This window comes from Mesobacillus jeotgali, from assembly GCF_900166585.1.
Taxonomy (GTDB): Bacteria; Bacillota; Bacilli; order Bacillales; family Cytobacillaceae; genus Mesobacillus; species Mesobacillus jeotgali_A.
This window is the reverse complement of the sequence record NZ_FVZC01000008.1, coordinates 749,796-774,998: the sequence shown is the minus strand read 5'-3', so window position 1 is coordinate 774,998 and position 25,203 is coordinate 749,796. Positions and strand designations below refer to the sequence as shown.

Below are 25,203 nucleotides of genomic sequence, written 5' to 3'. Positions count from 1 at the left end.
GAAAAAATTGGTTAGACAATCATATTGTAACCTGTAAGCTCTTTCATTTTAACCCCCTAAAAATGGTTGAAGGGGATTTTCTTATAAAAGCTATACAGCTTTTCAGAGTTTTAGCCGCGGTTTTCAGGAGTGAGCCCTGGTTTGGACAATCTTTCAGTGCTTCCGTTTGAATCCCCCTGAAATCACTTAATCCTGGAATCCTTTAGTAAAATCGACACCCAGCACCGCTCACGGACACGTACTCAATAAAAAAAAAACCGGACGCAATGTCCGGTTTCCGCTTTGAAACTTATTTATTAGCCATATCTGACTGGTTGATCCACTCTTGAAGCTTATCCTTCAAAGTGTTGAAGCCTTGTGCTGAGTCGTCCTGGTGCTGTACAACTGCAGCAGGGCGCTTGCTGCGTGGCTTCTTTGCGCGTTGCGGCTGTTCTGGAGCTTCTTCTGTTGCACGGATTGACAAGCCAATTTTCCCAGCAGCTTCATCAATTGACAAAACTTTCACTTTCACTTCATCGCCAACTGAAAGGTGCTCGTTAATATCCTTAACATAACCGTGTGTGATTTCTGAAATGTGCACTAGACCTTGGGTATTTTCATCTAATGCTACGAACGCGCCGTATGGCTGGATTCCTGTTACTTTACCTGATAAAACGCTGCCTACTTGAATATTTTCTGACATGGAAACACTCCTAAATATTGTTTTATTTTATCCCATTAATACGCAATTAAAAATTATATCATAATCTGTAGCATTTATCAAAAGGAATAAGATAATTCAATTGTCGTGTTTCCATATCCTTTTATTGGAATGGCAAATATTGTACTTTCCAAAAACCGTCTTCCTGGACCATCTGGAAGACCGGAGCATCCGACCGATCTTTAAAATGCAGCTGGACTCCAATCACGTTTTCCGGTTGATCTGACGAGCGATAAAGGGAAGCAAACTCGTATCCTTTAAGCGTTTCGCTGATATCCATTTCCGCTTCCTGCATTTCTTTTATATATTGATCCTCTGGCAGAAGCACGCTTTTCTTACTGTATAAAGCATATTTTGTCTCATAATCTCCTATCTGGTCCGCGTGAAAATAAAGCTGCATAATTTCAAATGGTCCGTAATGTTTCAAGATATCAAAGTTCTTATTGGCGGCGAATTTCTTGTAGCTGGACAGCATGAAATCTGAAATCGGAAGCACTCTTCGGTTAATGATATCCTCTTCCTTTATATCAGTCCGGATATTCAGATAACCCGGATAAATAAGATTGTTTTGCATCTCCATCTCATCAGCAGGCCTTTGGAATTTTTCTCTTTGCATCTGTTCAAACATCAACTTAACCGCATTAGCAGTGTCGGTATCCGGATAGCTTTCAATTAAATATAAATAGGCAGTTTTCACTTCATCTTTTAAAACATCTCTTTTATCAAATAGGATCGGACTGGCAACAAAGAGCGCGTAAAGTGACTGGGCGTCGTTCCTCATAGTTTCCTCGATGGTGCTATTTTTTACTGTGGCGATTGTTTTTTCAAGTTTTACCAGTACATCTGCCAAGTTCTTGTAGGAAATAACCTCGCCCTGGTCATTATGGACTCTATTGCTTCTTAGCTCGAGATATTTCACATAATCTTTATTTACTTCACCACGAAGCCGGTCAGCAATCCCCATAAAATTAACATATGGGACAATCCTTCCGTCTTCATCCTTGAAGGCATAACCGTTCTCTACAGCCCCCGCAGACATCTCTTTCAACCTGGGAGAGGAAAGCCCTTTGCCGCCGGCATTCATTTTTTTGATCACCGTTTCCGCGCCTTCTTGCTCAACCGCTTTATTTAGATGATCCTCGTAAAAGGTCATCGACAGATAATAAGCGCCCATAAAAGAATCTAGTTGGTTGAGAAGATTATATTCAGGCCCACTTAATGAAATTTGGTCATTTTTTTCACGTAAGAGCCTATCGATAATCTCTGATGGCAGAGTAAACGCCTGGTCAATCTCACTGGTATACCTTTTCCTAACCTCCTCTAAATCTATTTGTTCCTGGTCTTCCAGATTTGATAGAAAAGCTGTCTCTGCCTCGTTAAGCTCCATTGGGATATCCCTGTGCAGAGAATTTTCGAATCCAGATAAAAAACCCAGCTTCTCTTTCGTCTTAAGCTCCTTCTCGACATAATACTTTTGCAAGGCATCAAATTCTGCTTTCACATCGGACCTTTTCAATACCCCGGCATTTTTTTCATCCGATACTGCCTGATTAAGCTCTGTCTTCTCATCGGAAGTCACATGTTCCCCGATATATTGCATCATCAAGACTCCGGCGATCATGCCGACTCCGATAAAGCTCGCAGCGTATGGCAAGTGAAACCACGTGTTCTTTTTCTGCTTTTTTTGATCTTTTTTTATAGCCGCTAGGATGGCTGAACGGTTCTCTTCTTCGGGCATATCATTGTATGCTTTCTTCAGACTGTCGAGACGTTTCTCCAATAACTGATCATCCATGGTTTTCACCCTCCTTTTTTTCAGCCAGAATCAGCAGCTTCTTTAAATGCTCTTTGCCTCTCAGCATCCGGGTTTTTACATTCGGCAGGGTAGCTCCGGTAATTTCTGCAATCTCTTCATAGCTTTTATCATGAAAATAAAAAAGGATTATTGGTATGCGATATTTCTCATCAAGTTTTTGGATACACTCATGCAGGGCTCTGTCCTCTTCGAACCGCAGGATACTTTCCTCTGCGGTCTTGCCGTCATATGTTCTCTCCTTGCCGATCTTCAGGACCTTTTTGATCTGCCTTTGTTTACTCCGGGCAAAATCCCTCGTAACATTAAGGGTGATTTTATAAAGCCATGTGGTGAATTGGGCATGTGAGAACTGATCAAGAAAGCGGTAAACCCTTACGAAGACTTCTTGTGTGATATCATCTATGTCGTCATATTTATTCCCAAGCTGGAAGGCAAAGCGCTTCACGGTCGGAGTATGGATATCAATCAATTCCGCAAATGCTTGCATATTGCCATTTCGTGCCCGGAATACTAATTCATCATCATTCATTTGGAACCCCCAAACTGATACAATCTTTATTTAGGTGTTTTCACATGATCCTTCTGTGACGGCTGCGGCCGATAGCGTCCAGTAGAGGCCTGTGAACAACACTTCACCTGTAAAACGGAAGAATTCCCGTTTTGTTTCAAAAAAATAACAAAATGCTAAATAATTGTTTAATGCCTGAAAATACTATGCTTTTCCCACAAAAAATAGTAACATGAAAAGGTATTTTTGGATTTTGTCAGAAAATATAAATATTCAGTCTCTTTAAAAAAAAGGAGTTTTTTCATGAGCAAACAAGATCAATGGACATCAAAGCTCGGATTCATCCTTGCCGCGGCAGGATCTGCGATTGGACTAGGGGCTATTTGGAAATTCCCTTATATGGCAGGTACTAATGGAGGCGGCATATTCCTCATCTTCTTCCTGCTGATGACCATTTTTATAGGCGCCCCTATTTTACTGGCTGAATTCATCATCGGCCGGAATACACAAAAGGATGCCGTAATGTCCTATAAGCACCTGGCTCCAAAAAGCGCATGGCCTTTGCTTGGGTATGGCGGAGTTATCGCTTCCTTCCTGATTCTTTCTTTTTACAGTGTTGTTGGCGGCTGGATTCTTTCCTATTTAGGTCGGAGCCTGACGGGATCACTTTCAGGGTTGACTCAGGAAGAATATGGAGCTAAATTTGAAAGCATCATTTCCAATCCAATTGAGGCTGTCGCTGTACAGCTGTTATTCCTCATCCTCACAATCTGGGTCGTTCAGGGCGGCGTGCAGCAGGGCATTGAAAAAGCGAGCAAATACATGATGCCCGCCTTGTTCATCCTGTTTATCATCCTGGCAATCAGGTCATTGACCCTGGATGGGGCAATGGCTGGGGTGGAATTTTTCCTCAAGCCTAACTGGTCTGCTGTTACAGGGCAAACCATATTGATGGCCCTTGGACAATCCTTCTTCGCCTTAAGCGTCGGTCTTTCCGTCATGGTGACTTACGCCTCTTATTTATCCAAGGGCGAAAGTCTCGCTAAATCAGCATTTTCAGTAGTCGGCTTGAACATTATCATCTCTCTGCTGGCCGGACTGGTAATATTCCCGGCAGTTTTCGCGCTTGGTTTTAAACCGGAAGCAGGCCCTGGCCTGGTTTTTGTCGTGCTGCCAGCCGTCTTTGACCAATTAGCGTTTGGCGGATTGTTCTTGACGATTTTCCTGGTTTTGTTATTGTTTGCCACCCTTACTTCCGCGTTTTCGATCCTTGAAATCATCGTCGCCGTCCTTTCGAAGGGTGACAAAGGAAAGCGGAAGAAATATTCCTGGATTGGCGGGCTGCTAGTATTTGCTGCTGGTATTCCGAATGCCCTGTCCTTTGGTATCCTGGCAGAAGTGAAATTTTTCGGGAAGACATTCTTTGACCTTGCCGACTTCATGACAAGCAATATTGCCCTGCCGCTCGGAGCCTTCTTCATTGCGATATTTGTGGGCTATGTGCTTCCAAGAAAAATGGTCAGGCAAGAACTGGAGCAAGGCACCGGAAAAAACACATTATTATTCAATATCTGGTATTTCTCCATTCGGTACATCGTACCAATTGGGATCGGAATTGTTTTTTTGCAATCGATTGGTATAATCTAAAGTTAAGAAAACGTTCATATTATTGTCGATATTTTCAAAAATTTAATGTTAAACTTATAGTAAGAGATATTTTATTTTTGGAGGTGAAGAGCGATGACTGCAATTGGACAGAATATCAAATTGTGCCGTGAAAGAGCCGGGGTTTCCCAGGAGGAGCTCGCTTTAAAAATCAGGGTAGGTACTCAAACGATCCAAAGATACGAAAGCGGCGAGCAAACACCTAACTCTCAGACGATTTTAAAGATTTCCACAGCACTTGATGTCCCGGCATCTGTGCTTATGGGGGAAATTTATTACGCTGCAACACCGGAACTCGAGCAGAAACCAACCAGTTTATTAAAAGAAACGTGAGCAGGCTAAGATGAATGCCTGCTCTATTTTTTAAATTTTCTTGCCAAAAAGTTTCGATAACAAGGTATATGATTCTGCGAAACTGGCTATCCTAGTCCCATAAGGCTTTCTAGTATTCCCCCCTTTTTAATGGATACCAGTTTTGGTGTCCATCTTTTTTTGTTTTAAGAGCAATTTTTTGTGTGAACTTTCGATTCACGGGGAAAATAAAAGACATACCTATCTCAATTCGTTCATAATGTCAGGAGTGAAAGCCGATGGAATTCGCCAGGAATAAGACTGTAAGAGGAATCGATCTTTATTATGAGCACTATCATAACCCTGACGCTAAGGAAAGCCTCGTTCTGCTCCACGGTTTTCTTTCTTCCTCTTTCAGCTTCAGGCATTTGATTCCGCTGCTGAAAGAGGATTATAACGTCATATCTGTCGACCTTCCTCCTTTTGGAAAAAGCGGCAAGATATCGAGTTTTAAATATTCCTATGAGAACCTGGCCGCAACAGTAGTTGAGTTGATGAAATCCCTTGGCATCCATGAGTTCAAAGTCGTTGGCCACTCAATGGGCGGCCAAATCGCAATGAATATTCTGCTTCACCATCCAGGACACGCAAAAAAAGGGATACTGTTATGCAGTTCAGGATATCTAAAAAAGGCAAGCCTGCCGCTCGTCCTGTCCAGCTACATTCCTTATTTCCACCTGTATGTAAAGTTCCACCTGGCACGCTCTGGAGTGAAGCAGAACCTGCAGAACGTCGTCTATGATCATTCAATGATCAATGATGAAATGCTGTATGGCTATCTCACGCCCTTTCTGGAGGACGATATTTTCAAAGCGCTGACGATGATGATCAGACACCGGGAGGGCGACCTTTCATCAGAAGAACTGAGAAAAATCAAGGCTCCATGCCTGCTTATCTGGGGAGAGCATGATAAAGTCGTCCCGGTCCGGATTGGCAGGAAGCTGAATAATGACCTGAAGAATTCCGAACTCATTATCCTGAAAGAGACAGGCCACCTTGTCCCTGAGGAGCGGCCAGAAGATGTGCATCAACTTATCAATCGGTTCATCGCTGCAGAGGAAACAGTTGAAGAAGCAACAGCAAACGGCAGCCGCTGATGGCTGCCGTTTCCGTTCATGCCTCTTATAATGAGCATGCATCCTCATTTTTGATCGACACTAGAGTGTTTGCGATTTTGAGACATTGTTCATAAGGCAATAATTGTTCAAATGAAAATTCGAATACTGACTGAATCCTGCGGGCAATTTTTGCGGGTTCATCATAATCATGGACAGCCTGGAGGATATCAGCAATTTCTGGGTCGAACTGGCCTTCGCCAACCTTGAATGGATCCCATTTATTTAAAACTTTTATTAATTTATAGCTAAGTTCTTTCGATTCCAATTCAATCACCTGATTATTTTTTAAAAATATTTTATCATAAACATAGGTTGAGAAAAATTTTTCTGGATAAGGCGGTGCTTACATAATGGAAAGAATAGATTTTGACAAAGTAATTGACCGGAATAATACGCATTCAGTGAAATGGGATGCTGTCGGAAAAGTGTTTGGCAAAGACGATGTCCTGCCAATGTGGGTCGCGGATATGGATTTCCATCCCCCTAAGGCGGTCACCGATGCAATAAAGGAAAGAATCAAACATGGGATATTCGGATATACATTTGTTCCGATGTCTGTGACAGAAGCCATACAGAACTGGATGAAAAATCGCCATGATTGCGAATTTAAGCAATCATCCATTCTTTTTAGCGAAGGCGTGGTCCCTTCAATCAGTACGGCTATCCGTGCATTTACAGAAAAAGGAGATAAAGTGCTTGTTCATTCCCCTGTGTACACGCCATTTTTCAACATGGTCAAAAATAATGACCGCACACTGGTTACTTCAAATTTAAAGGTTGAGAATGACCGATTCGAAATCGATTTTGTTGATTTTGAAGCTAGACTAAAGGATGGCGTGAAGATGTTTATTCTCTGCAACCCGCATAATCCGGGAGGCAGGGTATGGACGAGGGATGAATTGGAAAGGATCGGCGATTTGTGCGTAAAGCATGACTGCCTGATAGTATCAGATGAAATCCATTCTGACCTTGTGTTTAAGCCGAATGTCCATATCCCGATCGCGTCGATCAAGGAAGATTTCAGAGATATTACGACCACATTCGTTGCGCCAAGCAAAACGTTTAATCTTGCCGGATTGCAGGCTTCTGCCGTATTGATCCCGAATGCGGAACTGAAGGAAAAATTCAAGAAAATCCAGGAGCAGCAAGGATTTTTCACACTAAATGCCTTTGCGATTGCAGGAATGGAAGCTGCTTACCGCTATGGCGAGGAATGGCTTGACCAGCTGCTGGCCTATTTGGATGAGAATATGAAAATCGCAACTGACTTTATGAATGAACATCTGCCAGCACTCAAGCCGATGAAAGCTGATGCCACCTACCTGCTCTGGATCGACTGTCGTGAACTTGGTTTAAGCGATGAGGAAATCAAGGATCAGCTGCTGGAAAAAGGCAAGCTGGGACTGGAACCAGGAACGAAGTATGGTGCCGGCGGCGAAGGTTTCGTCCGGATGAACCTTGCCTGTCCGCGCGAAACCCTGAATGAAGGACTAGAGAGGCTGAAGAAGGCGTTTAGTTAAGTACTATTTATAAGAGCTGACTCAATCCTTTTCGTTCATGCAATCCAAATCCCCGAAAATAACAAATGGAGCCTCCGGAATCGGAATGGCTCCATTTTTATGCACTCACTTCAAGGGCTTCATAATATGGCAGTAATGAATAGTGGATGATTGTGTCCATAAATGGATGATGCTTTTGCGGAATCAATTTTCTCGCATAATCCCAGGCATTCATCTCAATCTGGAGGGCAATCCCTTTCTTCAATATGTCATTGCCGGTGCCATCCATCCGCTGAATCAGCTCCGCTAGTTCGCGGTCTTCTGCATGGCCGATCTCGTGGGCGAAAACAACGGCAAGATAATCTTCAAATTGATCCATTGATGAAAAAATCTGCTGGCATTGCGCCTTGATCTCTTCGATATATAAAGTAATGGTATGATTCCCAAAATTATATTTCCCGCCCGCAAATCGGTCCCCAGGGAAAAAACCTTCAAGTTCAACTTTCACACTGCTGCCAGATTGGACAAGAATTCGTTCGACAATCTTCTCTATCTGTATGTTTTTCAATTTATACCCCTACTCTTGAAATTAGAATATAAATTGTATTATAACGTTTTAGCAAAATAATTAAAAGATAGTATTTACCCCGATTTTGTTGTGACTAAACCTGCAAATGGCTTTTTTAATAAAATTCTTGGAACTTTGAGCTTTAAAATACGTCTGCATTACTGGAATATAGCGGAGCGAGGGATTTTTTAGCGAATAATAGCGAAATTGAAAGTTTTATGGCGAAAATACGAATTGGAAATTCCAGACGTTTCTTCCAGTAATTCCGCAAAAAAAAGAACAGCCAAGAATCAGCTGTTCTCCTTTGTCTCATTCATTTGCTTTATGATTACTTGCTCGTGTTCCTTTGCTTTCTCCGCTTCCTTTTTGGAAACCTTAATAATGAATCTCATCGTCAGGATTGCCCCAATCAGGAAAACGAGTGAAGTAATCGCAGCCGGGATATATTCTGTTTTATCTTCCGGGAAATATAAAAACAATGAGATGACTAACCACTTACTCATTCTCATCTTCCTTTCATCAGCTCTCCACACATTATAGCAAGGTTTGCAGATTCGTCCAACCGCTGGCCATTGCCTACTTCAGTACATTGATTTTTTCAATGACAACGTCTTTTTCCGGCTTGTCCCCCGCTGCAGTTGGAACAGCGGCAATCTTATCCACGACATCCATGCCTTCGATTACCTGGCCGAAGACGGTGTGCCTGTGATCAAGGTGAGGCGTTCCGCCATTTTCATACATCTTAAGGACTTCTTCATTTTCATACATCTTAAGGACTTCTTCAGGGTAACCTGCCTGCTTCAACTTCTCTGGGAAACTAGCATCCAGCTCCTTGTTCTGGACGATAAAGAATTGGCTTCCATTTGTATTCGGGCCAGAATTGGCCATTGATAATGCCCCGCGGATGTTAAAAAGTTCTCTTGAAAATTCATCCTCAAACGGTTTTCCGTAAATGCTCTCGCCGCCCATGCCAGTTCCTTCAGGATCGCCGCCCTGGATCATGAACCCGTCGATAACACGATGGAAAATGATGCCTTCATAATAGCCTTTTTCACTATGCTTAATGAAATTTTCTACAGCTTTTGGAGCCTGTTCAGGGAAAAGCTTGATTTTGATTTTCCCCATAGAAGTGACCATTTCAACAAGTCTTTCATTATCCTGAACTTCAGCAGTCGCTTGAGGGTAATCCAAATCTTCATCAGCTGCCTGTCCACCATTCGTCGTTTCTTCCTTCTGATTGTCTGCTTCCTGCTTTTCACCAGCTGTGCCGCAGCCAGCAAGAACCATCATCATCGCAAATAATACTGCCAGTATCTTTTTAGTCATTGTATGTATCCCTCCTATAGACACTTTAAACGATTACAAAATGTTTTGCATCTTTGTTTTTTGCTATACTATAAGAAATTACAAGATCCAGAAAGGAGCTTCTCCCATGGCTGAATTGAATATTGGCGATAAGGTAACCGGCATTTATAAAACCGGAAAATACATAGGCGAAATCACGGAACGCCGTCCGCAGCATTATCTTGTCCGTGTCCTGGCTGTCGCAAAACACCCTATGCAGGGCGACCTACACAACCCCAAGGATGCAGCGGTTGGATTTTTTCATGAAAGGAAGGCCCTATCCTTCCGTGAACAGGCCAATATCCCTGAAAAAATGGTCAAGCCGTTCGAAGGGGAAATACCTGATTACCTCGAATCTTTAAGGGAAGCAACAAACAAGCTGCGCGCTGAACTCGAGGGTGATGATTCCGCGTGGGCGCAGCAATCCTTAAGAAACCTTGACTCACTGGAAAAGGATTATTTTAAAAACTCTCTATAACGCCAAAAGCCAGATTGTTTTTTCCAATCTGGCTTTTCTATGCAAATTTATTGAGCAGCTTCGAAAAATCGACCATGTCCCCGATTGTCGCGGGTTCGGGCTTCTGAAGATATTGTTTGTCTTTTTCTACAAGCTTATAAATATGGTAGGTCGTCAATGCATCATCCAGTGCCCGGTGATGTTTGCCTGTCCCTTCCCTTCCATATTCCTGTACCGCTTTCCAAAGTCCAGTCTGATTCTGATCGCCAAAGAAACGCTTATACTCCATTGAAAGATCGATCTGCTTTCCCGGTAACGGAAAACCGACCGAGGCCTGCTGGCAATTTTGCTGAAGCACCTTCATGTCCATATTGCCCCAGGTCACAACCTGGCAATTTTTGTTCCCTCCCAGTGACTTAAGCTTCTCCACCAAATCCTTGAAAGTGATTCCCGAGTTAACCTGATCCTGAGAAATACTCAGGAAAGAACGGCATCGTTCTGTCAGAATGGGAAACCGCATTGGTTTTACATAAGATGAAAATTCCTCAACCACCTTATTATTTTCCACGAGGACGGCTCCTGCTTCAATAATTTCCTGATAAAAGCCCCGTCTTCTGCTATTGCGGTCTGGCATCGTAAATTCAAAATCAATAAATAATGTTGTCCTTTCTCTTTCGCTCATGCTTCCCCAACTTTCTGAAAAGCCAGTAGTTGTATGTAACCAGTATATGCTTTTCGGTGCATTATTTTTTCTATTATAGCACGTTTCTTTATAAATTTTTAAATTTTCTGCAATTTATCCTTGTCATTTTTTTGTCTGAAAAAGAAGGTAAAGCTTCTGAAGTTCTGTTCCGATATTAAAGTGAACATCATTCTTTATGAAAGAAAGGAATTACCGTGCGTATTTTCACAGGTTATCTTATGATCTTGCTATTGATTCCCGCTTTTATTGCGGTGGTCATTTTGAGCTATACGGAAGCGGGCAAAGCAGTCAGCTTCAACAAAACATTGGATGAAAAAATAGACCTCACAGAAACAAAGCTTTCACAGACAAGTTTCATCCTTGCAGAGAACGGCGAGGTCATCACCGAAATTCACAGGCCGATGAACAGGAGCTATGCTGCAGGACACGAGATTCCCGATTTTATAAAAGACGTGTTCATTGTATCTGAGGACCGGAATTTTGAAAGACATCCGGGCTTTGATCTGCCGGCGATTGGACGTGCGCTTGCCATCAATGCCCATTCAGATGGCATTGAGCAGGGCGCGAGCACGATTACTCAGCAACTGGCCAGGAACCAATATTTAAATCATCATAAATCATATAATCGGAAGCTGAGTGAAGTCTTATATGCATACCAGCTGGAGAGGACTTTTTCAAAAGCAGAGATTCTGGAGCAATATTTGAATGCCATCTATTTTCATAACAATGCCTACGGAATCAAGGCGGCCGCTGGCTTTTATTTTAAAAAGGCACCTAAGGATCTGTCCGAGGCTGAACAGGCTTTCCTGGCTGCCATTCCGAATAACCCGTCATATTACAATCCGATCAAGCATTTTGACAGGACAAAAAAAAGGCAGGAACTGTTGATTGAACAGCTTGAGGAACACGGGATCATAACATCTGAAAAAGCCGCTAAACTCAAAAGTGAACCTGTCCTGCTCAAGGTTGATTCACGTAAAAACTTGTATCCTGATTACTCTTCTTTTGCATTGTTCGAGCTGCAGGAGTTGATTGCCAAACAGGAAAAACTTGATGATCCTGAGGAAATAAGTATGAGGGTCGAGGCCTTGCTACGTTCTGGCGTGACCATCCACACCAGCCTTGATGTCGATTTACAAAAACGAGCAATAACAGCGGTCGCTTCCCACCTGCATGATACTGCGGTCCAGGGTGCCGCAACTATAATTAATCATGAGAACGGCAAGATTATCGCCATGGCTGGAGGCAAGGATTATCAGATTGGTGACTTTAACCGAGCATACCAGGCGTTCCGCCAGCCTGGCTCGGCTATCAAGCCGCTGCTTGTATATGCCCCTTACTTCGCTAGATTCGATGTAAACAGCGGCACTAAAATCAATGGCGGCCCAATTTGTGTGCATGGATATTGCCCAAAAAACTATGGAGGCTCAACCTATGGTTTGGTCACGCTTGAAAAAGCGTTCACCCATTCATACAACACACCTGCCGTAAGAATTTTGCAGCAAGTAGGCGTTGACAAAGCCTTCCGTGACCTGGAGCCATTCCAATTCAAAAAAGTAACGCTCCAGGATCATATTCCCGCCGCAGCCGTCGGCGGTTTCACAACTGGAGTAAGCCCGCTAGAGTTGACTTCAGCTTATACAGTCTTCAGCAATAAAGGGCTTTATTTGAAACCACATGCGATTGTAAAAGTAACCAATAATGCTGGCGAGGTTCTTTATGAATGGGAAGAAACGCCAGTTAAGGTGTGGAATCCAGGTACCATTGAAAAAGTAAGGTCGCTCATGCAAAAGACTGTTTCCTCGGGAACAGCAAGAAAAGCAGCAAGCGCTGGGCCAGAAGCTGGCGGAAAGACAGGGACAACAAATGACTTCAAGGACTTCTGGATTGTCGGATTCAACGGGCCACTCACCGCAGGCGTTTGGGTAGGCAAAGACAATCCGCAAAGCATGGAAGACATCAACCACCAGTCCCCCCATCTATTGATCTGGCGGGATATCATGAAAAAATAAACCGGGTTATGGCCCGGTTTTTCCATTGATTTCTTGCTGTTTGGACAGCTTTGGAGGGAATAGAGAAAAATCTGGCAGAAGTCGGCTCAAGTTTGGACTGCTTAATCAGGATTACTGGAAAAGCTGTCAAAAGCAGCTTCATGTTTGGACAGCTTGGGCAGGATTTCAGGAAAAGCTGTCCAAAGTAGCTCTATGTTTGGACAGCTTTGACGGTATTACATGAAAAGCTGGCAGAAGCAGATTCCTGTTTGGACAGCTTGGGCAGGATTATAGTAAAAGCTGTTCAAAGTAGCTCTATGTTTGGACAGCTTTGACGGTATTACATGAAAAGCTGGCAGAAGCAGATCCATGTTTGGACAGCTTCGACGGTATTACAAGAAAAGCTGGCAGGAGTAGATCCGTGTTTGGACAGCTTAGGCAGGATTTCAGGAAAAGCTGTCCAAAGTAGCTCTATGTTTGGACAATTTTGACGAAATTACATGAAAAGCTGGCAGAAGCAGCTTCATAATCGGACATCTTGGGCAAGATTATAGGTAAAGCTGTCCAAAGCAGCTTCATAATCGGACAGTTTTCACATGTATACAGAAAAGCTGCCCAAGGTTAACTACATGTTGGGGCAGCTTTGACAGGAATTCCACTAAAACAGTACTAAATGGGCAAGCTTGCGAGCAGGCTGTTGTATACTTTAACTGCGAGATAAACTATACCGAGCACGAGGGTGCTCCAAAAAATAACTTGAAAGAAGACAGTACCAATCATTCCTGACATTGTAAGCTTTGGGCTGATTTTATAGACAAAATAAATGAAATAGACCATTGTTGCCAGTAAGAAAATGGCCACAATACCGATGAAACTGAAGAAGCTGACCAGCGAGGCTATCCCGCCTGCAAAATAAATTACAGCTCCTTTGCGGATCAGTTTTAAACTTTCACCTTCATGATCTCGGGAAAACAATAAAAGGCTGACCTCATTGATCGTATCGGCAATGAGTTTCATGGCTGCGATTACCATGAAAAACACCACCATCAGCAAGGCGAGCAGAGAAAGTTTGATTCCGGTGTCAGAAAAGAATTCAAGCATTCCATCATAAATCCCGGCGCTCTTCAGTACTAAGAGCAGCTCCATTTCCGTGCGGACAGAGAGGGCCAAACTGAACATCAATATGGACATCAATGGAAAGTAACTTGTAAAGTAGGCGTTCCTCATGTTGTTTCACTCATTCCTTCGTAATCCTTCAATAAGTATTATGAGAGAAATGGTGAAAGCTGGCAACAGAAAAAGTGCCAGCTCCTCGATTTCGACTAAAGTAGGAGGGCTGACTTAAGAAGGCTTTTTTAATGTTGGGAGCGCTGATTTGGGTAGGCGTTTGCAAAGGTTGGGTCGGACCAGGTGCCGTAACTAAAAAAGCTCCTATAAAGGAACTTTCACTTTTTTGAAACCTTTTCTCTTTTCTCCCGTATGTAAAGACTGGTGCTATCGTGGCACAATCCGGACGTATTCTCTTGAGCCGAATGGAAAATTCTCAGCTGTTTCAACCTCGTCCATATCAGATTGCTGAACATTCAGTACTCCAGTTCTTTCGTTAGACAACTCATTGTCATCCTTCTGATCAAGTAACATAAACCCCGTAAATAAACTCAGGAATATCCCAACGCATACAATCAGCTTTCGGGTCATGGCTTATCCCCCCTATTCTCTGTTAGTATGCAAAGAGAATCGTGTTTTTATACCGCATTTAACGAAAAGCTCAACAAACCCGTTAAGCCTAGCTACGCCTAAAACGATGTTTTGCGGCAGGCAGGGCTTAACTTCCGGTTGTGTGTGAGGACGGAACGGTTAAGTTGTTCGTGTTTTGGCGCTCGGTCTGGAGCGTGTCTGGTCGCTTGGGAACTTGAGCTTTATTAAGAAAACTCTGATTTATCAAGGCCGATGACATGCATCCCCTTCTTTTTTACGCTATACTTTTTACATATATGCATTGCGGGCATGAAGTTGGTTAAAATGGCAAAAAATATAATGTTAAAGCCATGGAAATGGAATTAAAAAGGAGGTATTATCATTTGTCTTTACTACACCTTGCAGTTTTATCACCGCTTTTACTCGCGATCTTAATTCCATTCTTACATAAGTATTTCAAGAGTATCCATACAGGGTGGTTCCTGTTGCCGCTGCCAGCTGTTCTGTTTGTGTATTTCCTGCAGTTCATCAGCACAACCAGACATGGCGGCACTGTTATGGAAACTGTGCCCTGGATTTCTTCGCTTGGAATTGATTTCGCGTTAAAAGTTGACGGACTTGGGCTATTATTCGCCCTCCTGATCACTGGAATCGGCGCTCTGGTTGTGCTGTATTCTATTTATTATCTGTCACCGGAGAAAGAGAAGCTGAATACATTCTACGTCTATTTGCTTCTGTTCATGGGCGCGATGCTGGGAGTCGTTTTATCCGACAACCTCATTGTGCTGTATTCCTTCTGGGAATTGACAAGCTTTTCATCTTTCCTGTTGATCGGGTACTGGAATCATCGTGAACGCTCCCGTTACGGGGCGCAAAAATCAATGCTTATTACTGTTTTCGGAGGATTGTCGATGCTGGGGGGCATTCTGATGCTCTATATCATCACCGGGACCTTCAGCATTTCCGAAACTATCGAGATGTCCAATCAGGTCGTTAATCATCCCTTATTCACCGCGACGCTGATTCTCTTCTTGCTAGGCGCTTTTACGAAATCAGCTCAGTTCCCTTTCCACATCTGGCTGCCTGACGCCATGGAAGCACCAACCCCTGTCAGTGCATATCTGCACTCTGCGACGATGGTCAAGGCTGGAATTTATCTCGTTGCCCGAATGACGCCTGTTTTCGCACATTCAGGTACCTGGGTATGGCTGGTTGCTGGAGTAGGGGTGCTTACGTTATTCTGGGGATCCTTTTCGGCTGTAAAACAAACGGACCTAAAGGCAATTCTTGCTTTTTCAACGGTCAGTCAGCTCGGAATGATCATGTCCCTTCTTGGGGCAGGGGCCGCCGCGCTGCATTATGGCACGATTAAGGATGGCTATTATATCGTGGCGGTCACTGCTGCGGTCTTCCATCTGATCAACCATGCTACTTTTAAAGGGAGCTTGTTCATGGTGACCGGTATCATAGACCATGAAACAGGTACAAGAGATATCCGAAAGCTTGGCGGTTTGATGAACTTCATGCCGATCACGTTCACGCTTGCCATTATCGGAACATTCTCAATGGCCGGCATTCCACCGTTCAATGGATTCCTGAGTAAAGAAATGTTTTTCACAGGCATGCTGCGCTTAGCGGAAATGGACATTTTCAATATGGAAACTTGGGGAATCCTGTTCCCTGTCATTGCCTGGACAGCAAGTGTCTTCACATTCCTTTACAGCATGATGTATGTATTCAAAACCTTCCTGGGTAAATACCAGCCTGAGAAATTGGAGAAGAAACCGCATGAAGCGCCTATCGGCATGCTCATATCTCCAGTTATCCTTGCATCACTCGTGATCATTTTCGGTATTTTCCCGAATGTTTTGTCGCATAACATCATATCACCTGCAATGGGGGCCATCCTTCCATCATTGCTGGAAAATGGTGAAGGCTTTGATGTACATATTTCGCACTGGCACGGACCGACTGCTGAGCTATTCATGACTATCGGTGTTGTTTTAATCGGAATCCTGCTATTTAAGTTCATGCCAAAGTGGACAGGCGTTTATCGTGTATTCCCTGACCGACTGGCATTGAATCATTTTTATGACCGAGGGCTTGAAGGCGTCCAGCAGGTGTCCAAGAAAATAACCAGGTCCTACATGACAGGGTTCATCAGGTCATATCTGGTTTATATTTTTTCATTCTTTACTCTGATCCTGGCATTTACGCTTTTCTATAAAAATGCTTTTAAATTAGATTTAAGCAATATAGCACCTGTACATATCATGGAAATCATTCTGGTTTCGATCATTGCTCTTTCATCGATTATGATTTTGTTTGCCAAATCAAGATTGACTTCTATTATCCTGCTAGGTGCTGTCGGCTATACAGTCGCACTATTCTTCGTCATCTTCCGGGCACCTGACCTTGCACTTACACAGCTTGTGATAGAAACGGTTTCTGTAGCGCTGTTCCTTCTGGCATTTTACCACCTGCCGAAGATAAGAACGGAGGAACGAATCGGTTTCAAGGTTACTAACGCGCTGATATCGATCGGTGTAGGAGCAATCGTAACGATGATTGCATTATCCGCGCATAGCAACAAGATGTTCAGCTCCATTGCTGAGTACTATGTGGAAAACACTTATAAAAAAGCCGGCGGCGAAAATATGGTCAACGTTATCCTTGTTGATTTCCGGGGCTTTGATACGATGTTTGAAATTACCGTCCTTGGCATCGCAGCCCTTGGCATTTTCGCGATGATCAAGCTTCGGCTGACGAGGGGGAAAAAATTGGATGAAAACAAATGATATAATCCTCCAGACCGTTACAAAGTTCACCCTGTTTGTCATCATCCTTTTTTCCATCCACCTGTTTTTTGCGGGCCACTATTATCCTGGAGGCGGCTTCGTGGGCGGGCTGATGACATCCGGAGCAATCGTCCTGCTTTTGCTTGCCTTCGATATCAAGACGGTCAAGTCGATTTTGCCGATTGATTATATCAAAATGGTGGCTGTCGGCCTTCTTTTTGCGATTGGAACAGGTGCTGGAGCATTGTTTTTCGATATGCCATTCCTGACACATGCATATACCTATGTGGACTTGCCGCTTTTGGGCAAAACCTCATTGCATACTGCGGTATTATTTGATACAGGAGTCTTCCTTGTCGTCATTGGAGTAACAATGACCATTATTCAAACGATTGGAGAGAGCGAATAATGGAAATCTTAATGGCTTTTCTAATTGGAATTTTATTTATGACAGCTACTTACCTTATGCTTTCAAAAAGCTTGCTCAGAATCATTATCGGGACAGGACTGCTGAGCCATGGTGCCCATCTCCTGATTTTAACCATGGGAGGCCTGAAGAGAGGTGCAGCTCCGCTCCTGGGAGAACATGCCCCAAACTATGTCGATCCGCTGCCACAGGCACTGATCCTGACTGCGATCGTTATCAGCTTTGGTGTAACTTCCTTTTTCCTTGTACTGGCCTACAGGGCCTATCAGGAGCTTGGAACCGATAATATGGATCGCTTGAGAGGAAAGGAAGGACATGAATAATCTAATTATCTTACCTATCTTGATTCCTCTGATTACAGGGGTTGTACTTATCTTTTTTACGAAAAATATCATGGCCCAGCGCTGGATTTCAGCGATAAGCGGACTGATCACGATAATTGTATCCTTCATGCTGGCAAGCCAGGTTTATCAAAACGGCATCCAGACAATGGATCTCAGTAACTGGGAAGCTCCTTACGGAATCACGCTCGTTTCGGACATGCTTTCCGCCCTGCTTGTGCTGACAACCAGCATCATTGCCTTTGCTGCTTTGATCTACTCTTTTAAATCCATAGGGGAATCTCGCGAACGATTTTTCTATTACCCTGTCGTTAACTTCCTGATTGTTGGAGTGAACGGAGCCTTTACCACAGGCGATATTTTCAACTTGTTTGTATTTTTCGAAGTCATGCTCATGTCTTCATATGTACTGCTTGTACTGGGCGGCACGAAAATCCAGCTTCGCGAATCGATTAAGTACATACTTGTGAACGTCATTTCATCAGCACTGTTCGTCATTGCAGTCGCTTATTTGTATTCAGTCGTAGGGACATTGAATATGGCGCATATCTCAGTAAGACTTAGCGAGGTTGGAAGCGCAGGAATCATTACGGTGCTTGCTGTTTTATTCCTGATCGTCTTCGGTCTGAAGGGAGCGATTTTCCCGCTTTATTTCTGGCTTCCTGGATCGTATTACGCCCCGCCTGCCCCTGTCATGGCTTTGTTTGGGGCACTGCTCACTAAGGTAGGGGTATACTCTATTACCAGGACTTACACACTGTTCTTTTACCACGATGCCGGCTATACGCATCAATTGCTCCAGATCCTGGCTGTCTTGACGATTATCGCGGGGGTTATCGGTGCAATTGCTTATACAGACGTAAAAAAAATCGTTATCTATAATATTATCGTGGCTGTCGGAGTCATCTTGTTCGGTGTATCTGTCCTGACACCTGAATCTCTAACTGGCTCGGTATTTTACCTGATCCATGACATGAATATCAAAGCGACTCTGTTCCTTTTGATAGGAATCATCATTGCAATCACGGGTACGAGTGATCTAAATAAAATAAGCGGATTGATCAACAGGTATCCTGCACTGGGATGGACTTTTTTTATCGCGGCCCTTGCTCTTGCCGGCATACCACCGCTGAGCGGATTCGCGGGAAAGATTATGATTGTCCGTGCAGGATTTGAGAACGAAAGCTATATTGGTGCATTTGTTGTCCTGATGTCCAGTTTGCTGGTTCTGTTTTCAATCATGAAGATTTTCATCAGTGGCTTCTGGGGAACTCCAAGAGCTTATAAGGATGAGGATGAGGTACCAGTCAAATGGCTTCTGATCGCACCAGCTGTCCTGACAGTGTTCGCTGTCTTATACGGTTTTGGTACGGAAGCTATCTATCCGGTTATTTCTGCAGCTGCAGAAACACTGGCCAATCCGGAAATCTACATCAATGCTGTTTTAAAGGAGTGATGAGCTATGGCTTTCCAAATCTTGCTGAATTTCATTTTGGCCTTTGTCTGGATGTTCCTTAAGACATCCTACTCCCCGGCCTCGTTTTTCGTCGGGTATTTCTTCGGCCTGCTCATCATTTATATTTTCCGCCGGTTTTTCACTTCCCGGTTTTATCTGTTGAGGGTAGTGGCAGTTGTAAATCTGATCTACATTTTTACGAGGGAATTAATTCTTTCAAATATTGACGTCCTAAAGGCCGTCCTAAGGCCAAAGCTTAATATCAAACCAGGGATCTTCGCATTTCCAACGGAATTGAAAGCAGATTGGGAGATTACGGTGCTGGCGAATCTGATCACTTTAACTCCTGGAACACTGGTTGTTGATATTTCTGCAGATAATAAGATTTTATATATACATGCAATGGATATCAACGATGCGGATGAAGCCATCGAGAGCATTAAAAATACGTTCGAAAAAGCGATTATGGAGGTGAGCCGATAATGTTCGAAACCGTTATGTGGATTTCAGTTACCTTCATATCACTTGCGATGATTGGCCTGATTTACCGTGTGATCAAGGGGCCGACGGTGGCTGACCGGGTAGTTGCCCTGGACGCGATCGGCATCAGTCTGGTTTCTGTAGTTGCTTTAGTGTCGATCCTTCTCGATACTAGCGCCTTTCTCGATATCATCCTGCTGATCGGAATACTGGCATTCATCGGGACAGTCGCCTTTTCAAAGTTTCTTGAGAAGGGAGTAATCATGGAATATGACAGAAATGGAGATCGTTAAGTTTTTTGCAGGCTTGTTTATCCTGTTCGGCGCATTCCTCAGCCTTGTGACAGCTTTCGGGCTAATCAGGCTGCCTGATGTTTATACAAGGAACCACGCGGCATCTAAAAGTGCCACATTGGGTGTAATGCTTGTATTGCTTGGAACCTTCCTTTATTTTTGGCTTATTGAAGATCACTTTAATTCCCGATTATTGCTGGGAATAGGCTTCATTTTCCTTACATCCCCTGTTGCCGGGCATCTGATATCAAGAGCAGCATATAACAGCGGTGTAAAGCTGTCGGACCGTACTGTGCAGGATGACCTTGCAGAAGCACGGAAAAAGATGGCTGAAAATCAATTTAAATAACCATTTGAAAGGCCATCAGGCACATCCACCTGATGGCCTTTTTTTTGTACATGGAAAATTCAAATTTTATCCATACCAACCACTGTGACGGTGCAGTATAGTTAAGGTGAAATAACATAAGATTCAGCCCTGGCGGAATGGAGGGAGAATAATGGATGATGTCAGAATCGCAATAGTAGGCGGCGGTATCAGCGGATTATGCACAGCCATTGCCCTGCAGAAAAATGGGATCCATGCAGAGGTTTATGAAAAAGAAAAGCGGGTCAGTGAACCGGATACAGGAATCATTTTAAGCGGTAATGCAATGCGCGCTTTTTACATCATGGGTTTGGGACCCGAATTACGGAATAACGGCCTTGAATCAGATGGTTGTCTGCTGAAATCCGATTTGGGGAACACCATTGCCAATTTTCATTACCAGCCTCCCGCCCATATACCAAATTACCTGTTCATCCAACGTTCATCCCTTCAAAGGTTACTATTGGATGCGCTCCTTCCAGGTTCTCTTCATTTAGAAAAGCATATGACCGACTTTACAGATAATGGAGCCATAACATTATTTTTTAAAGATGGCACCAGCGCAGAATCAGACTATCTGATCGCCTGCGATGGTGCAGCCTCCTCCGTTCGCTCTAAACTGTTTCCAAACAGCACACTCAGCTTTACAGGGTTTTCTTGCTGGCGAGGAATTATCGAAGATTCCCCTTTCAAAGTCTCTGCCTATACCGAAACCTGGGGAGCTAGAGGAAGATTCGGCATCGCTCCTTTACCAGACCAGCAAATCTTTTGGTACGCATTAATAAAATCGACAGAAGGCAGCCTGCACGAATGGGCTCCAATCGACTTATTGTTCAACTTTTTCTACTATCATGATCCAATCCAGGAAATATTAGAAAACACCCCAAACGACCAGATTATTTACGACGATTTGTATGAACTGAAACCACTAACCCCTCTGCAATCCGGGAATATTCTATTACTCGGTGATGCAGCTCACGCCTCAATGCCCAATATAGGCCAGGGAGCTTCACAGGCAGTTGAAGATGCTGTGTACCTTGCAAAATGGGTGAGTAAGGAAGATTCAGTGTCAGAGGCTTTTATAAAATACACTCTGCACAGACAAGAACGGATCAAGATGATTAAAGATGAAATGAAAATTTATGGGTTTGCCTCCCAAGTCGATTTCCCGATTCTTTGCTCCATTCGAAATAAACTGCTTAAAATGGCACCCCCCTCCTTCCATAACGAGAAATTGCGAAGGGTTATTGAAATAGAAGAGGATATGGATGCAATGCAATAAGTTTTGGGTCTGTCAGACTTCGGGCATGGTTCCCTGTGTGAATTGCGATTTAAAGGTCGCTATTATTCAATATGTCCAAACAAAAACCAGCCAAATCGGCTGGTTTACTTCTTGCGTTTAATCACCGCAATGGTACATCTTGAAACGGAAACAAGGTTGTCGTCTTCGTCTGTTATTTTTATATCCCAGACCATGGTCGTTTTTCCCTGGTGGAGGACTGTGCCAACGGCTGTGACCACTCCTTCTCTTTTTGCCCTGATGTGGTTGGCGTTGATTTCCAGACCAACAACGACTTCATTTTCTTTGTCGACCAACTCGAAGGCACCTACGCTGGCCACAGTTTCTGCAAGTGCAACCGAAGCTCCGCCATGCAGCAGGCCAAACGGCTGCCTTGTTCTGTCATCAACGGGCATCGTGGCGACCACCTTTCCTTTTTGCAGTTCTGTGACTTCAATTCCTAGGGATCCTAGCAGAGTGTTGTTCAAATTCATATTCATATTCCGAACCTCCTTATATTTGGCAAACAATTCACAGTGATTGTGGGAAAAGCTAATATTGTCCTTCACAGTAAAGGACGTATCTATTACACGAGGTGATTCATTTGAACCGAATTCGCGAAGGCATGATTCCCACCGTTTTAGGCACAGCTGTTACAGCAGCCGGGTATGCGATGAAACAAAATCGCAAAATAGATAAAATGGTTTCCAACACAGTATTCGGTTTCGGATTGGCCCATATTGTTCTTGGGGCTATCGATCTGGTTGAACACAGGAACGAATTTTAGCCAATAAAGGACAAGTTACAGGTGAAGGCAGCTATTTTTGCTGCCTTTCCTGATAAATGGCTTTCTCCATTCCAGTGCCTGTTTCCTTAATAGTTTTTTTCCGCCGTACTATGATGCTGACAAAGACAATCACCCCAGCAAGGACCACCAGCCACAACTCATCGCTATACTTCATGACCAGATCCATTTTATCGCCAAATAGGTAGCCTGACACAAAAATAATCAATACCCATACAAAAGCACCGCTATATGCAAAGATGGCAAACGTTCTGAATGAAAGCCGGCTGATCCCATAAAGCAATGGCACCAAATAACGGGCTCCGGGAACAAAACAACTAAGGGATAGGGAAAATGCATGGTATTTCTCCATTAACCCCATGGCTGATTCAATTGAATTCACGAACCGCTTTTTTCTTCGCATTAACCGTAATAATCTTCTTCCTATCACCCTCCCAAAAATATAGCTGGAAGTGAAAGCCGCAGATATACCCAAATATGTAACACAAAAGGCAAGCATGGGGGTTAAAGCTCCCTGGGACGAAGCCAGGCCGACAGTCATCAAGATGACCTCGTTTGGTACTGGAAGGATAAACACCCCAAACCACAACCATAAAAACAAACCTAAATAGCCGTTTTCGTCAATAATATTGACGACCAGATCCAAATCCATGAGGTCTCCCCCTTTCATGCATACCTTGGTCCGATTCTATTTCAACTCAGAAGTTATTATGTATAACAATTCTCCTTTTACGTTTGTATACCCTTTTTTTCCAGCATATAAGTATTTTTGAGCTTTTCCCTCCTACATACTTAGGAGGCGGCTTTCATACATTGAATCATATTATGAAATTACCCGTCTGGAGGGGAGGTACCTATGCATTGTTTATTTTTTTATAAAAATAAACATTCCGATGCTCGTCCATTTCCTGAAGTGAATGCAACCCTGTTCAAAACATCCGCTCAAAAATCAATTGCCCTGATGAAAGATGCAAATATCGTAATGTCCCAGATCACATCTTCGTCCTCTTTTTCCAGGGATTTGATGTCTGCTGCACAACAATCAAATAGAAAAGAAGTGGAACGGATGATCAGAGCAACAGGAATCAAGAAAATGCCTAAAATCGATTATAACCCCGATGGAATTACCATGAATTTCACGGATTATGCAGGGGAAAAAGAATGCTGCCATATTATCACTCAGCTAAGGTGGCACTGAATTGAAAAAAGCCGCTGTTAGAACAGCGGCTATAATTATTTTTAATAGGCTCTTTTCTCAAACTTTGTTGCTATTGAATACAAAATAGGATGGAATTACTTAAGTTTCTTCACAATTTAACGCTTAATAAGAGAAAAGAGCTTGCCAACTTAGTACCGACCTGCAAAATAGCTTTTATCACGTTAAAATCGGCTTTAGGATTTTAACAACAATCTTTACGAAAACAGCCTTTTAATAAAATGGGTATCCATATCCATAACCATAGCCGTAGGGCGGGTATCCGCCGTAACCATAGCCATATGCGCCCGGGTATAACGCACTGCCTAAAAGGCCACCGAGTACTCCTCCAATAAAAGGACCCCCAAAACCAAAACCGAATGGACGCCGGCCGCCATAAAATGGTCTTCTCCTATTCATCAAGCTACCTCCCTCATTTTGTATGCCTATATTACTTCATATGCATACAGAGGGACAGTTGAATAGGCGTTTGTCCATTATACTGAAAAAAATGCCTAGTCCCAGGTCATACGCTGTTCCTTCCAGGGGTCTCCATACATATGATAGCCATTTTCCTCCCAAAATCCCGGCTGGTTTTCAGAAGTAAATTCAATTCCCCGGATCCATTTTGCGCTTTTCCAGAAGTATAAGTGAGGAATGACCGCCCGCAATGGGTACCCATGCTCTGGAGATAACTGTTCACCATTATGGGTATGGGCAAGCAGGCTCGTTTCTTTTAGAAAATCCGCAACAGGAAGGTTGGTCGTCCAATTTTCTTCAGCATGGAGGATGACATATTTGGCACATTCCATTGGTTGGGCCATTTTGGCCAGCTGTTGAGTGGGAACTCCCTCCCAAACATTATCCAGCTTGGACCAGCCAGTCACACAGTGGATGTCATTGCCAGAGGTCGTTTGAGGCAAGGACATCAGTTCTTTATATAATAAGGTGACCTCTTTTTCTACAAGTCCATAAATCTTCAGTGTCCATTCATCAAGATTTTTATAATATGGGACATTTCCATAATGCAAAACAGGAAAAGACGTCGTCACATTTTGATTTGGCGGGACTCTGTCCGTGGGACCCTTTTTCCGCGGTTTTCCGAAGTACATTTCATCACCTCTTTTTATTATCCTACTGAATTTTCTTTTTAAAAGGCTGTTTTCGTTAGATTGTTGTTAAAATCCTAAAGCCGATTTTATCGTGATAAAATGCAGTTATGTAGTTCGGTATTAAGTGTGCAAGCTCTTTTCTCATAATAAGCTTTAATTTTTAGTGTAGCAACATTGGTCATTCAATCAGATTTCGTTATCAATAGCAACTAAATTTGAGAAAAGAGCCCTT

At 43.3% G+C, this 25,203-nt stretch carries 30 protein-coding genes; 16 read left to right on the top strand and 14 right to left on the bottom strand.

All coding sequences use genetic code 11. The features are described from left to right. Positions 1 to 289: 289 nt before the first annotated feature. From yugI to B5X77_RS08920, 3 genes are all read right to left on the bottom strand, one after another. Complete coding sequence (yugI, locus tag B5X77_RS08930; protein ID WP_079507211.1) at positions 290 to 682, bottom strand: S1 domain-containing post-transcriptional regulator GSP13; 393 nt, start codon at positions 680 to 682, stop codon at positions 290 to 292. Between the two features lie 121 nt (positions 683 to 803). Continuing rightward, entirely contained in the window at positions 804 to 2,495 is a 1,692-nt protein-coding gene (locus tag B5X77_RS08925; protein WP_079507209.1) for a hypothetical protein, read from the bottom strand. Then, entirely contained in the window at positions 2,488 to 3,045 is a 558-nt protein-coding gene (locus B5X77_RS08920; RefSeq protein ID WP_079507207.1) for an RNA polymerase sigma factor, read from the bottom strand. The genes B5X77_RS08925 and B5X77_RS08920 overlap by 8 nt, the downstream gene beginning before the upstream one ends. A gap of 282 nt (positions 3,046 to 3,327) precedes the next feature. On the opposite strand from B5X77_RS08920, the gene B5X77_RS08915 reads away from it, so the two are divergent. The 3 genes from B5X77_RS08915 to B5X77_RS08905 all read left to right on the top strand — a co-directional run bounded on the left by B5X77_RS08915 (position 3,328) and on the right by B5X77_RS08905 (position 6,137). Continuing rightward, complete coding sequence (locus tag B5X77_RS08915; protein WP_079507205.1) at positions 3,328 to 4,671, top strand: sodium-dependent transporter; 1,344 nt, start codon at positions 3,328 to 3,330, stop codon at positions 4,669 to 4,671. A 93-nt stretch (positions 4,672 to 4,764) separates the two neighbouring features. Next, the gene (locus B5X77_RS08910; protein ID WP_079507203.1) at positions 4,765 to 5,022 is read left to right on the top strand and encodes a helix-turn-helix domain-containing protein; all 258 of its coding nucleotides are present in this window, start codon (positions 4,765 to 4,767) and stop codon (positions 5,020 to 5,022) included. A gap of 257 nt (positions 5,023 to 5,279) precedes the next feature. Beyond that, positions 5,280 to 6,137, top strand: coding sequence for an alpha/beta fold hydrolase (locus tag B5X77_RS08905; protein ID WP_079507201.1), 858 nt, complete (start codon positions 5,280 to 5,282; stop codon positions 6,135 to 6,137). A 25-nt stretch (positions 6,138 to 6,162) separates the two neighbouring features. Here B5X77_RS08905 and B5X77_RS08900 read toward each other — a convergent pair whose 3' ends face one another. Then, complete coding sequence (locus B5X77_RS08900) at positions 6,163 to 6,423, bottom strand: DUF1871 family protein (protein WP_079507199.1); 261 nt, start codon at positions 6,421 to 6,423, stop codon at positions 6,163 to 6,165. An 85-nt stretch (positions 6,424 to 6,508) separates the two neighbouring features. Here B5X77_RS08900 and B5X77_RS08895 point away from each other — a divergent pair, with 85 nt between their 5' ends. After that, complete coding sequence (locus tag B5X77_RS08895; RefSeq protein ID WP_079507197.1) at positions 6,509 to 7,678, top strand: MalY/PatB family protein; 1,170 nt, start codon at positions 6,509 to 6,511, stop codon at positions 7,676 to 7,678. Positions 7,679 to 7,775: 97 nt separating this feature from the next. Here B5X77_RS08895 and B5X77_RS08890 read toward each other — a convergent pair whose 3' ends face one another. From B5X77_RS08890 to B5X77_RS08880, 3 genes are all read right to left on the bottom strand, one after another. Beyond that, on the bottom strand, positions 7,776 to 8,225 hold the full coding sequence (locus B5X77_RS08890; RefSeq protein WP_079507195.1) for a hypothetical protein: 450 nt from the start codon (positions 8,223 to 8,225) through the stop codon (positions 7,776 to 7,778). Positions 8,226 to 8,515: 290 nt separating this feature from the next. Then, the gene (locus B5X77_RS08885) at positions 8,516 to 8,728 is read right to left on the bottom strand and encodes a hypothetical protein (protein WP_079507193.1); all 213 of its coding nucleotides are present in this window, start codon (positions 8,726 to 8,728) and stop codon (positions 8,516 to 8,518) included. A gap of 73 nt (positions 8,729 to 8,801) precedes the next feature. Further along, on the bottom strand, positions 8,802 to 9,551 hold the full coding sequence (locus B5X77_RS08880; protein ID WP_079507191.1) for a peptidylprolyl isomerase: 750 nt from the start codon (positions 9,549 to 9,551) through the stop codon (positions 8,802 to 8,804). 106 nt (positions 9,552 to 9,657) lie between these two features. Here B5X77_RS08880 and B5X77_RS08875 point away from each other — a divergent pair, with 106 nt between their 5' ends. Next, a complete protein-coding gene (locus tag B5X77_RS08875) occupies positions 9,658 to 10,047 on the top strand; it encodes a kinase-associated lipoprotein KapB (protein WP_079507189.1) in 390 nt (129 codons plus the stop codon). A 37-nt stretch (positions 10,048 to 10,084) separates the two neighbouring features. Here B5X77_RS08875 and kapD read toward each other — a convergent pair whose 3' ends face one another. Then, on the bottom strand, positions 10,085 to 10,708 hold the full coding sequence (kapD, locus tag B5X77_RS08870) for a 3'-5' exonuclease KapD (protein ID WP_079507187.1): 624 nt from the start codon (positions 10,706 to 10,708) through the stop codon (positions 10,085 to 10,087). A gap of 215 nt (positions 10,709 to 10,923) precedes the next feature. Here kapD and B5X77_RS08865 point away from each other — a divergent pair, with 215 nt between their 5' ends. Further along, complete coding sequence (locus B5X77_RS08865; RefSeq protein WP_079507185.1) at positions 10,924 to 12,741, top strand: transglycosylase domain-containing protein; 1,818 nt, start codon at positions 10,924 to 10,926, stop codon at positions 12,739 to 12,741. 648 nt (positions 12,742 to 13,389) lie between these two features. On the opposite strand, the gene B5X77_RS08860 is transcribed toward B5X77_RS08865, so the two are convergent. Both B5X77_RS08860 and B5X77_RS08855 read right to left on the bottom strand, forming a co-directional pair. Next, entirely contained in the window at positions 13,390 to 13,947 is a 558-nt protein-coding gene (locus B5X77_RS08860; RefSeq protein ID WP_079507183.1) for a YufK family protein, read from the bottom strand. A 267-nt stretch (positions 13,948 to 14,214) separates the two neighbouring features. Continuing rightward, positions 14,215 to 14,418, bottom strand: coding sequence for a hypothetical protein (locus B5X77_RS08855; RefSeq protein ID WP_079507181.1), 204 nt, complete (start codon positions 14,416 to 14,418; stop codon positions 14,215 to 14,217). 383 nt (positions 14,419 to 14,801) lie between these two features. Between B5X77_RS08855 and B5X77_RS08850 the strand changes: the two genes are divergently transcribed. The 8 genes from B5X77_RS08850 (at position 14,802) to B5X77_RS08815 (ending at position 21,862) form a co-directional block, all read left to right on the top strand. Continuing rightward, positions 14,802 to 17,216: a Na+/H+ antiporter subunit A gene (locus B5X77_RS08850; RefSeq protein WP_079507179.1), complete on the top strand. Its 2,415-nt coding sequence runs from the start codon at positions 14,802 to 14,804 to the stop codon at positions 17,214 to 17,216. Beyond that, a complete protein-coding gene (locus tag B5X77_RS08845; protein ID WP_079507177.1) occupies positions 17,203 to 17,625 on the top strand; it encodes a Na(+)/H(+) antiporter subunit B in 423 nt (140 codons plus the stop codon). Before B5X77_RS08850 ends, B5X77_RS08845 begins: the two co-directional genes overlap by 14 nt. Continuing rightward, complete coding sequence (locus B5X77_RS08840; RefSeq protein WP_079507175.1) at positions 17,625 to 17,966, top strand: Na(+)/H(+) antiporter subunit C; 342 nt, start codon at positions 17,625 to 17,627, stop codon at positions 17,964 to 17,966. Before B5X77_RS08845 ends, B5X77_RS08840 begins: the two co-directional genes overlap by 1 nt. Next, positions 17,959 to 19,440: a Na+/H+ antiporter subunit D gene (locus B5X77_RS08835; protein ID WP_079507173.1), complete on the top strand. Its 1,482-nt coding sequence runs from the start codon at positions 17,959 to 17,961 to the stop codon at positions 19,438 to 19,440. Before B5X77_RS08840 ends, B5X77_RS08835 begins: the two co-directional genes overlap by 8 nt. 6 nt (positions 19,441 to 19,446) lie before the next feature. Then, positions 19,447 to 19,923: a Na+/H+ antiporter subunit E gene (locus B5X77_RS08830; protein ID WP_079507171.1), complete on the top strand. Its 477-nt coding sequence runs from the start codon at positions 19,447 to 19,449 to the stop codon at positions 19,921 to 19,923. Then, positions 19,923 to 20,213: a Na(+)/H(+) antiporter subunit F1 gene (locus B5X77_RS08825; RefSeq protein ID WP_079507169.1), complete on the top strand. Its 291-nt coding sequence runs from the start codon at positions 19,923 to 19,925 to the stop codon at positions 20,211 to 20,213. Before B5X77_RS08830 ends, B5X77_RS08825 begins: the two co-directional genes overlap by 1 nt. Further along, positions 20,191 to 20,562: a monovalent cation/H(+) antiporter subunit G gene (gene mnhG, locus B5X77_RS08820; RefSeq protein ID WP_079507167.1), complete on the top strand. Its 372-nt coding sequence runs from the start codon at positions 20,191 to 20,193 to the stop codon at positions 20,560 to 20,562. The genes B5X77_RS08825 and mnhG overlap by 23 nt, the downstream gene beginning before the upstream one ends. A gap of 151 nt (positions 20,563 to 20,713) precedes the next feature. Beyond that, entirely contained in the window at positions 20,714 to 21,862 is a 1,149-nt protein-coding gene (locus B5X77_RS08815) for an FAD-dependent monooxygenase (RefSeq protein ID WP_079507165.1), read from the top strand. Positions 21,863 to 21,966: 104 nt separating this feature from the next. Here B5X77_RS08815 and B5X77_RS08810 read toward each other — a convergent pair whose 3' ends face one another. Beyond that, positions 21,967 to 22,353 (bottom strand): PaaI family thioesterase, encoded by a 387-nt coding sequence (locus tag B5X77_RS08810; protein ID WP_079507664.1) that lies wholly within the window; start codon positions 22,351 to 22,353, stop codon positions 21,967 to 21,969. Positions 22,354 to 22,484: 131 nt separating this feature from the next. Here B5X77_RS08810 and B5X77_RS08805 point away from each other — a divergent pair, with 131 nt between their 5' ends. Next, positions 22,485 to 22,646 carry an asparagine synthase gene (locus B5X77_RS08805; protein ID WP_079507662.1) on the top strand — a complete coding sequence of 54 codons (162 nt, stop codon included), beginning with the start codon at positions 22,485 to 22,487 and terminating at the stop codon, positions 22,644 to 22,646. A 31-nt stretch (positions 22,647 to 22,677) separates the two neighbouring features. On the opposite strand, the gene B5X77_RS08800 is transcribed toward B5X77_RS08805, so the two are convergent. Then, positions 22,678 to 23,316 (bottom strand): DedA family protein, encoded by a 639-nt coding sequence (locus B5X77_RS08800; protein WP_079507163.1) that lies wholly within the window; start codon positions 23,314 to 23,316, stop codon positions 22,678 to 22,680. Positions 23,317 to 23,520: 204 nt separating this feature from the next. Between B5X77_RS08800 and B5X77_RS08795 the strand changes: the two genes are divergently transcribed. Then, entirely contained in the window at positions 23,521 to 23,862 is a 342-nt protein-coding gene (locus tag B5X77_RS08795; protein ID WP_079507161.1) for a hypothetical protein, read from the top strand. A gap of 231 nt (positions 23,863 to 24,093) precedes the next feature. Here B5X77_RS08795 and B5X77_RS08790 read toward each other — a convergent pair whose 3' ends face one another. Both B5X77_RS08790 and B5X77_RS08785 read right to left on the bottom strand, forming a co-directional pair. Continuing rightward, entirely contained in the window at positions 24,094 to 24,279 is a 186-nt protein-coding gene (locus tag B5X77_RS08790; RefSeq protein WP_079507159.1) for a hypothetical protein, read from the bottom strand. Positions 24,280 to 24,374: 95 nt separating this feature from the next. Next, positions 24,375 to 24,971: a sulfite oxidase-like oxidoreductase gene (locus B5X77_RS08785; RefSeq protein WP_079507157.1), complete on the bottom strand. Its 597-nt coding sequence runs from the start codon at positions 24,969 to 24,971 to the stop codon at positions 24,375 to 24,377. Positions 24,972 to 25,203 lie beyond the last annotated feature (232 nt).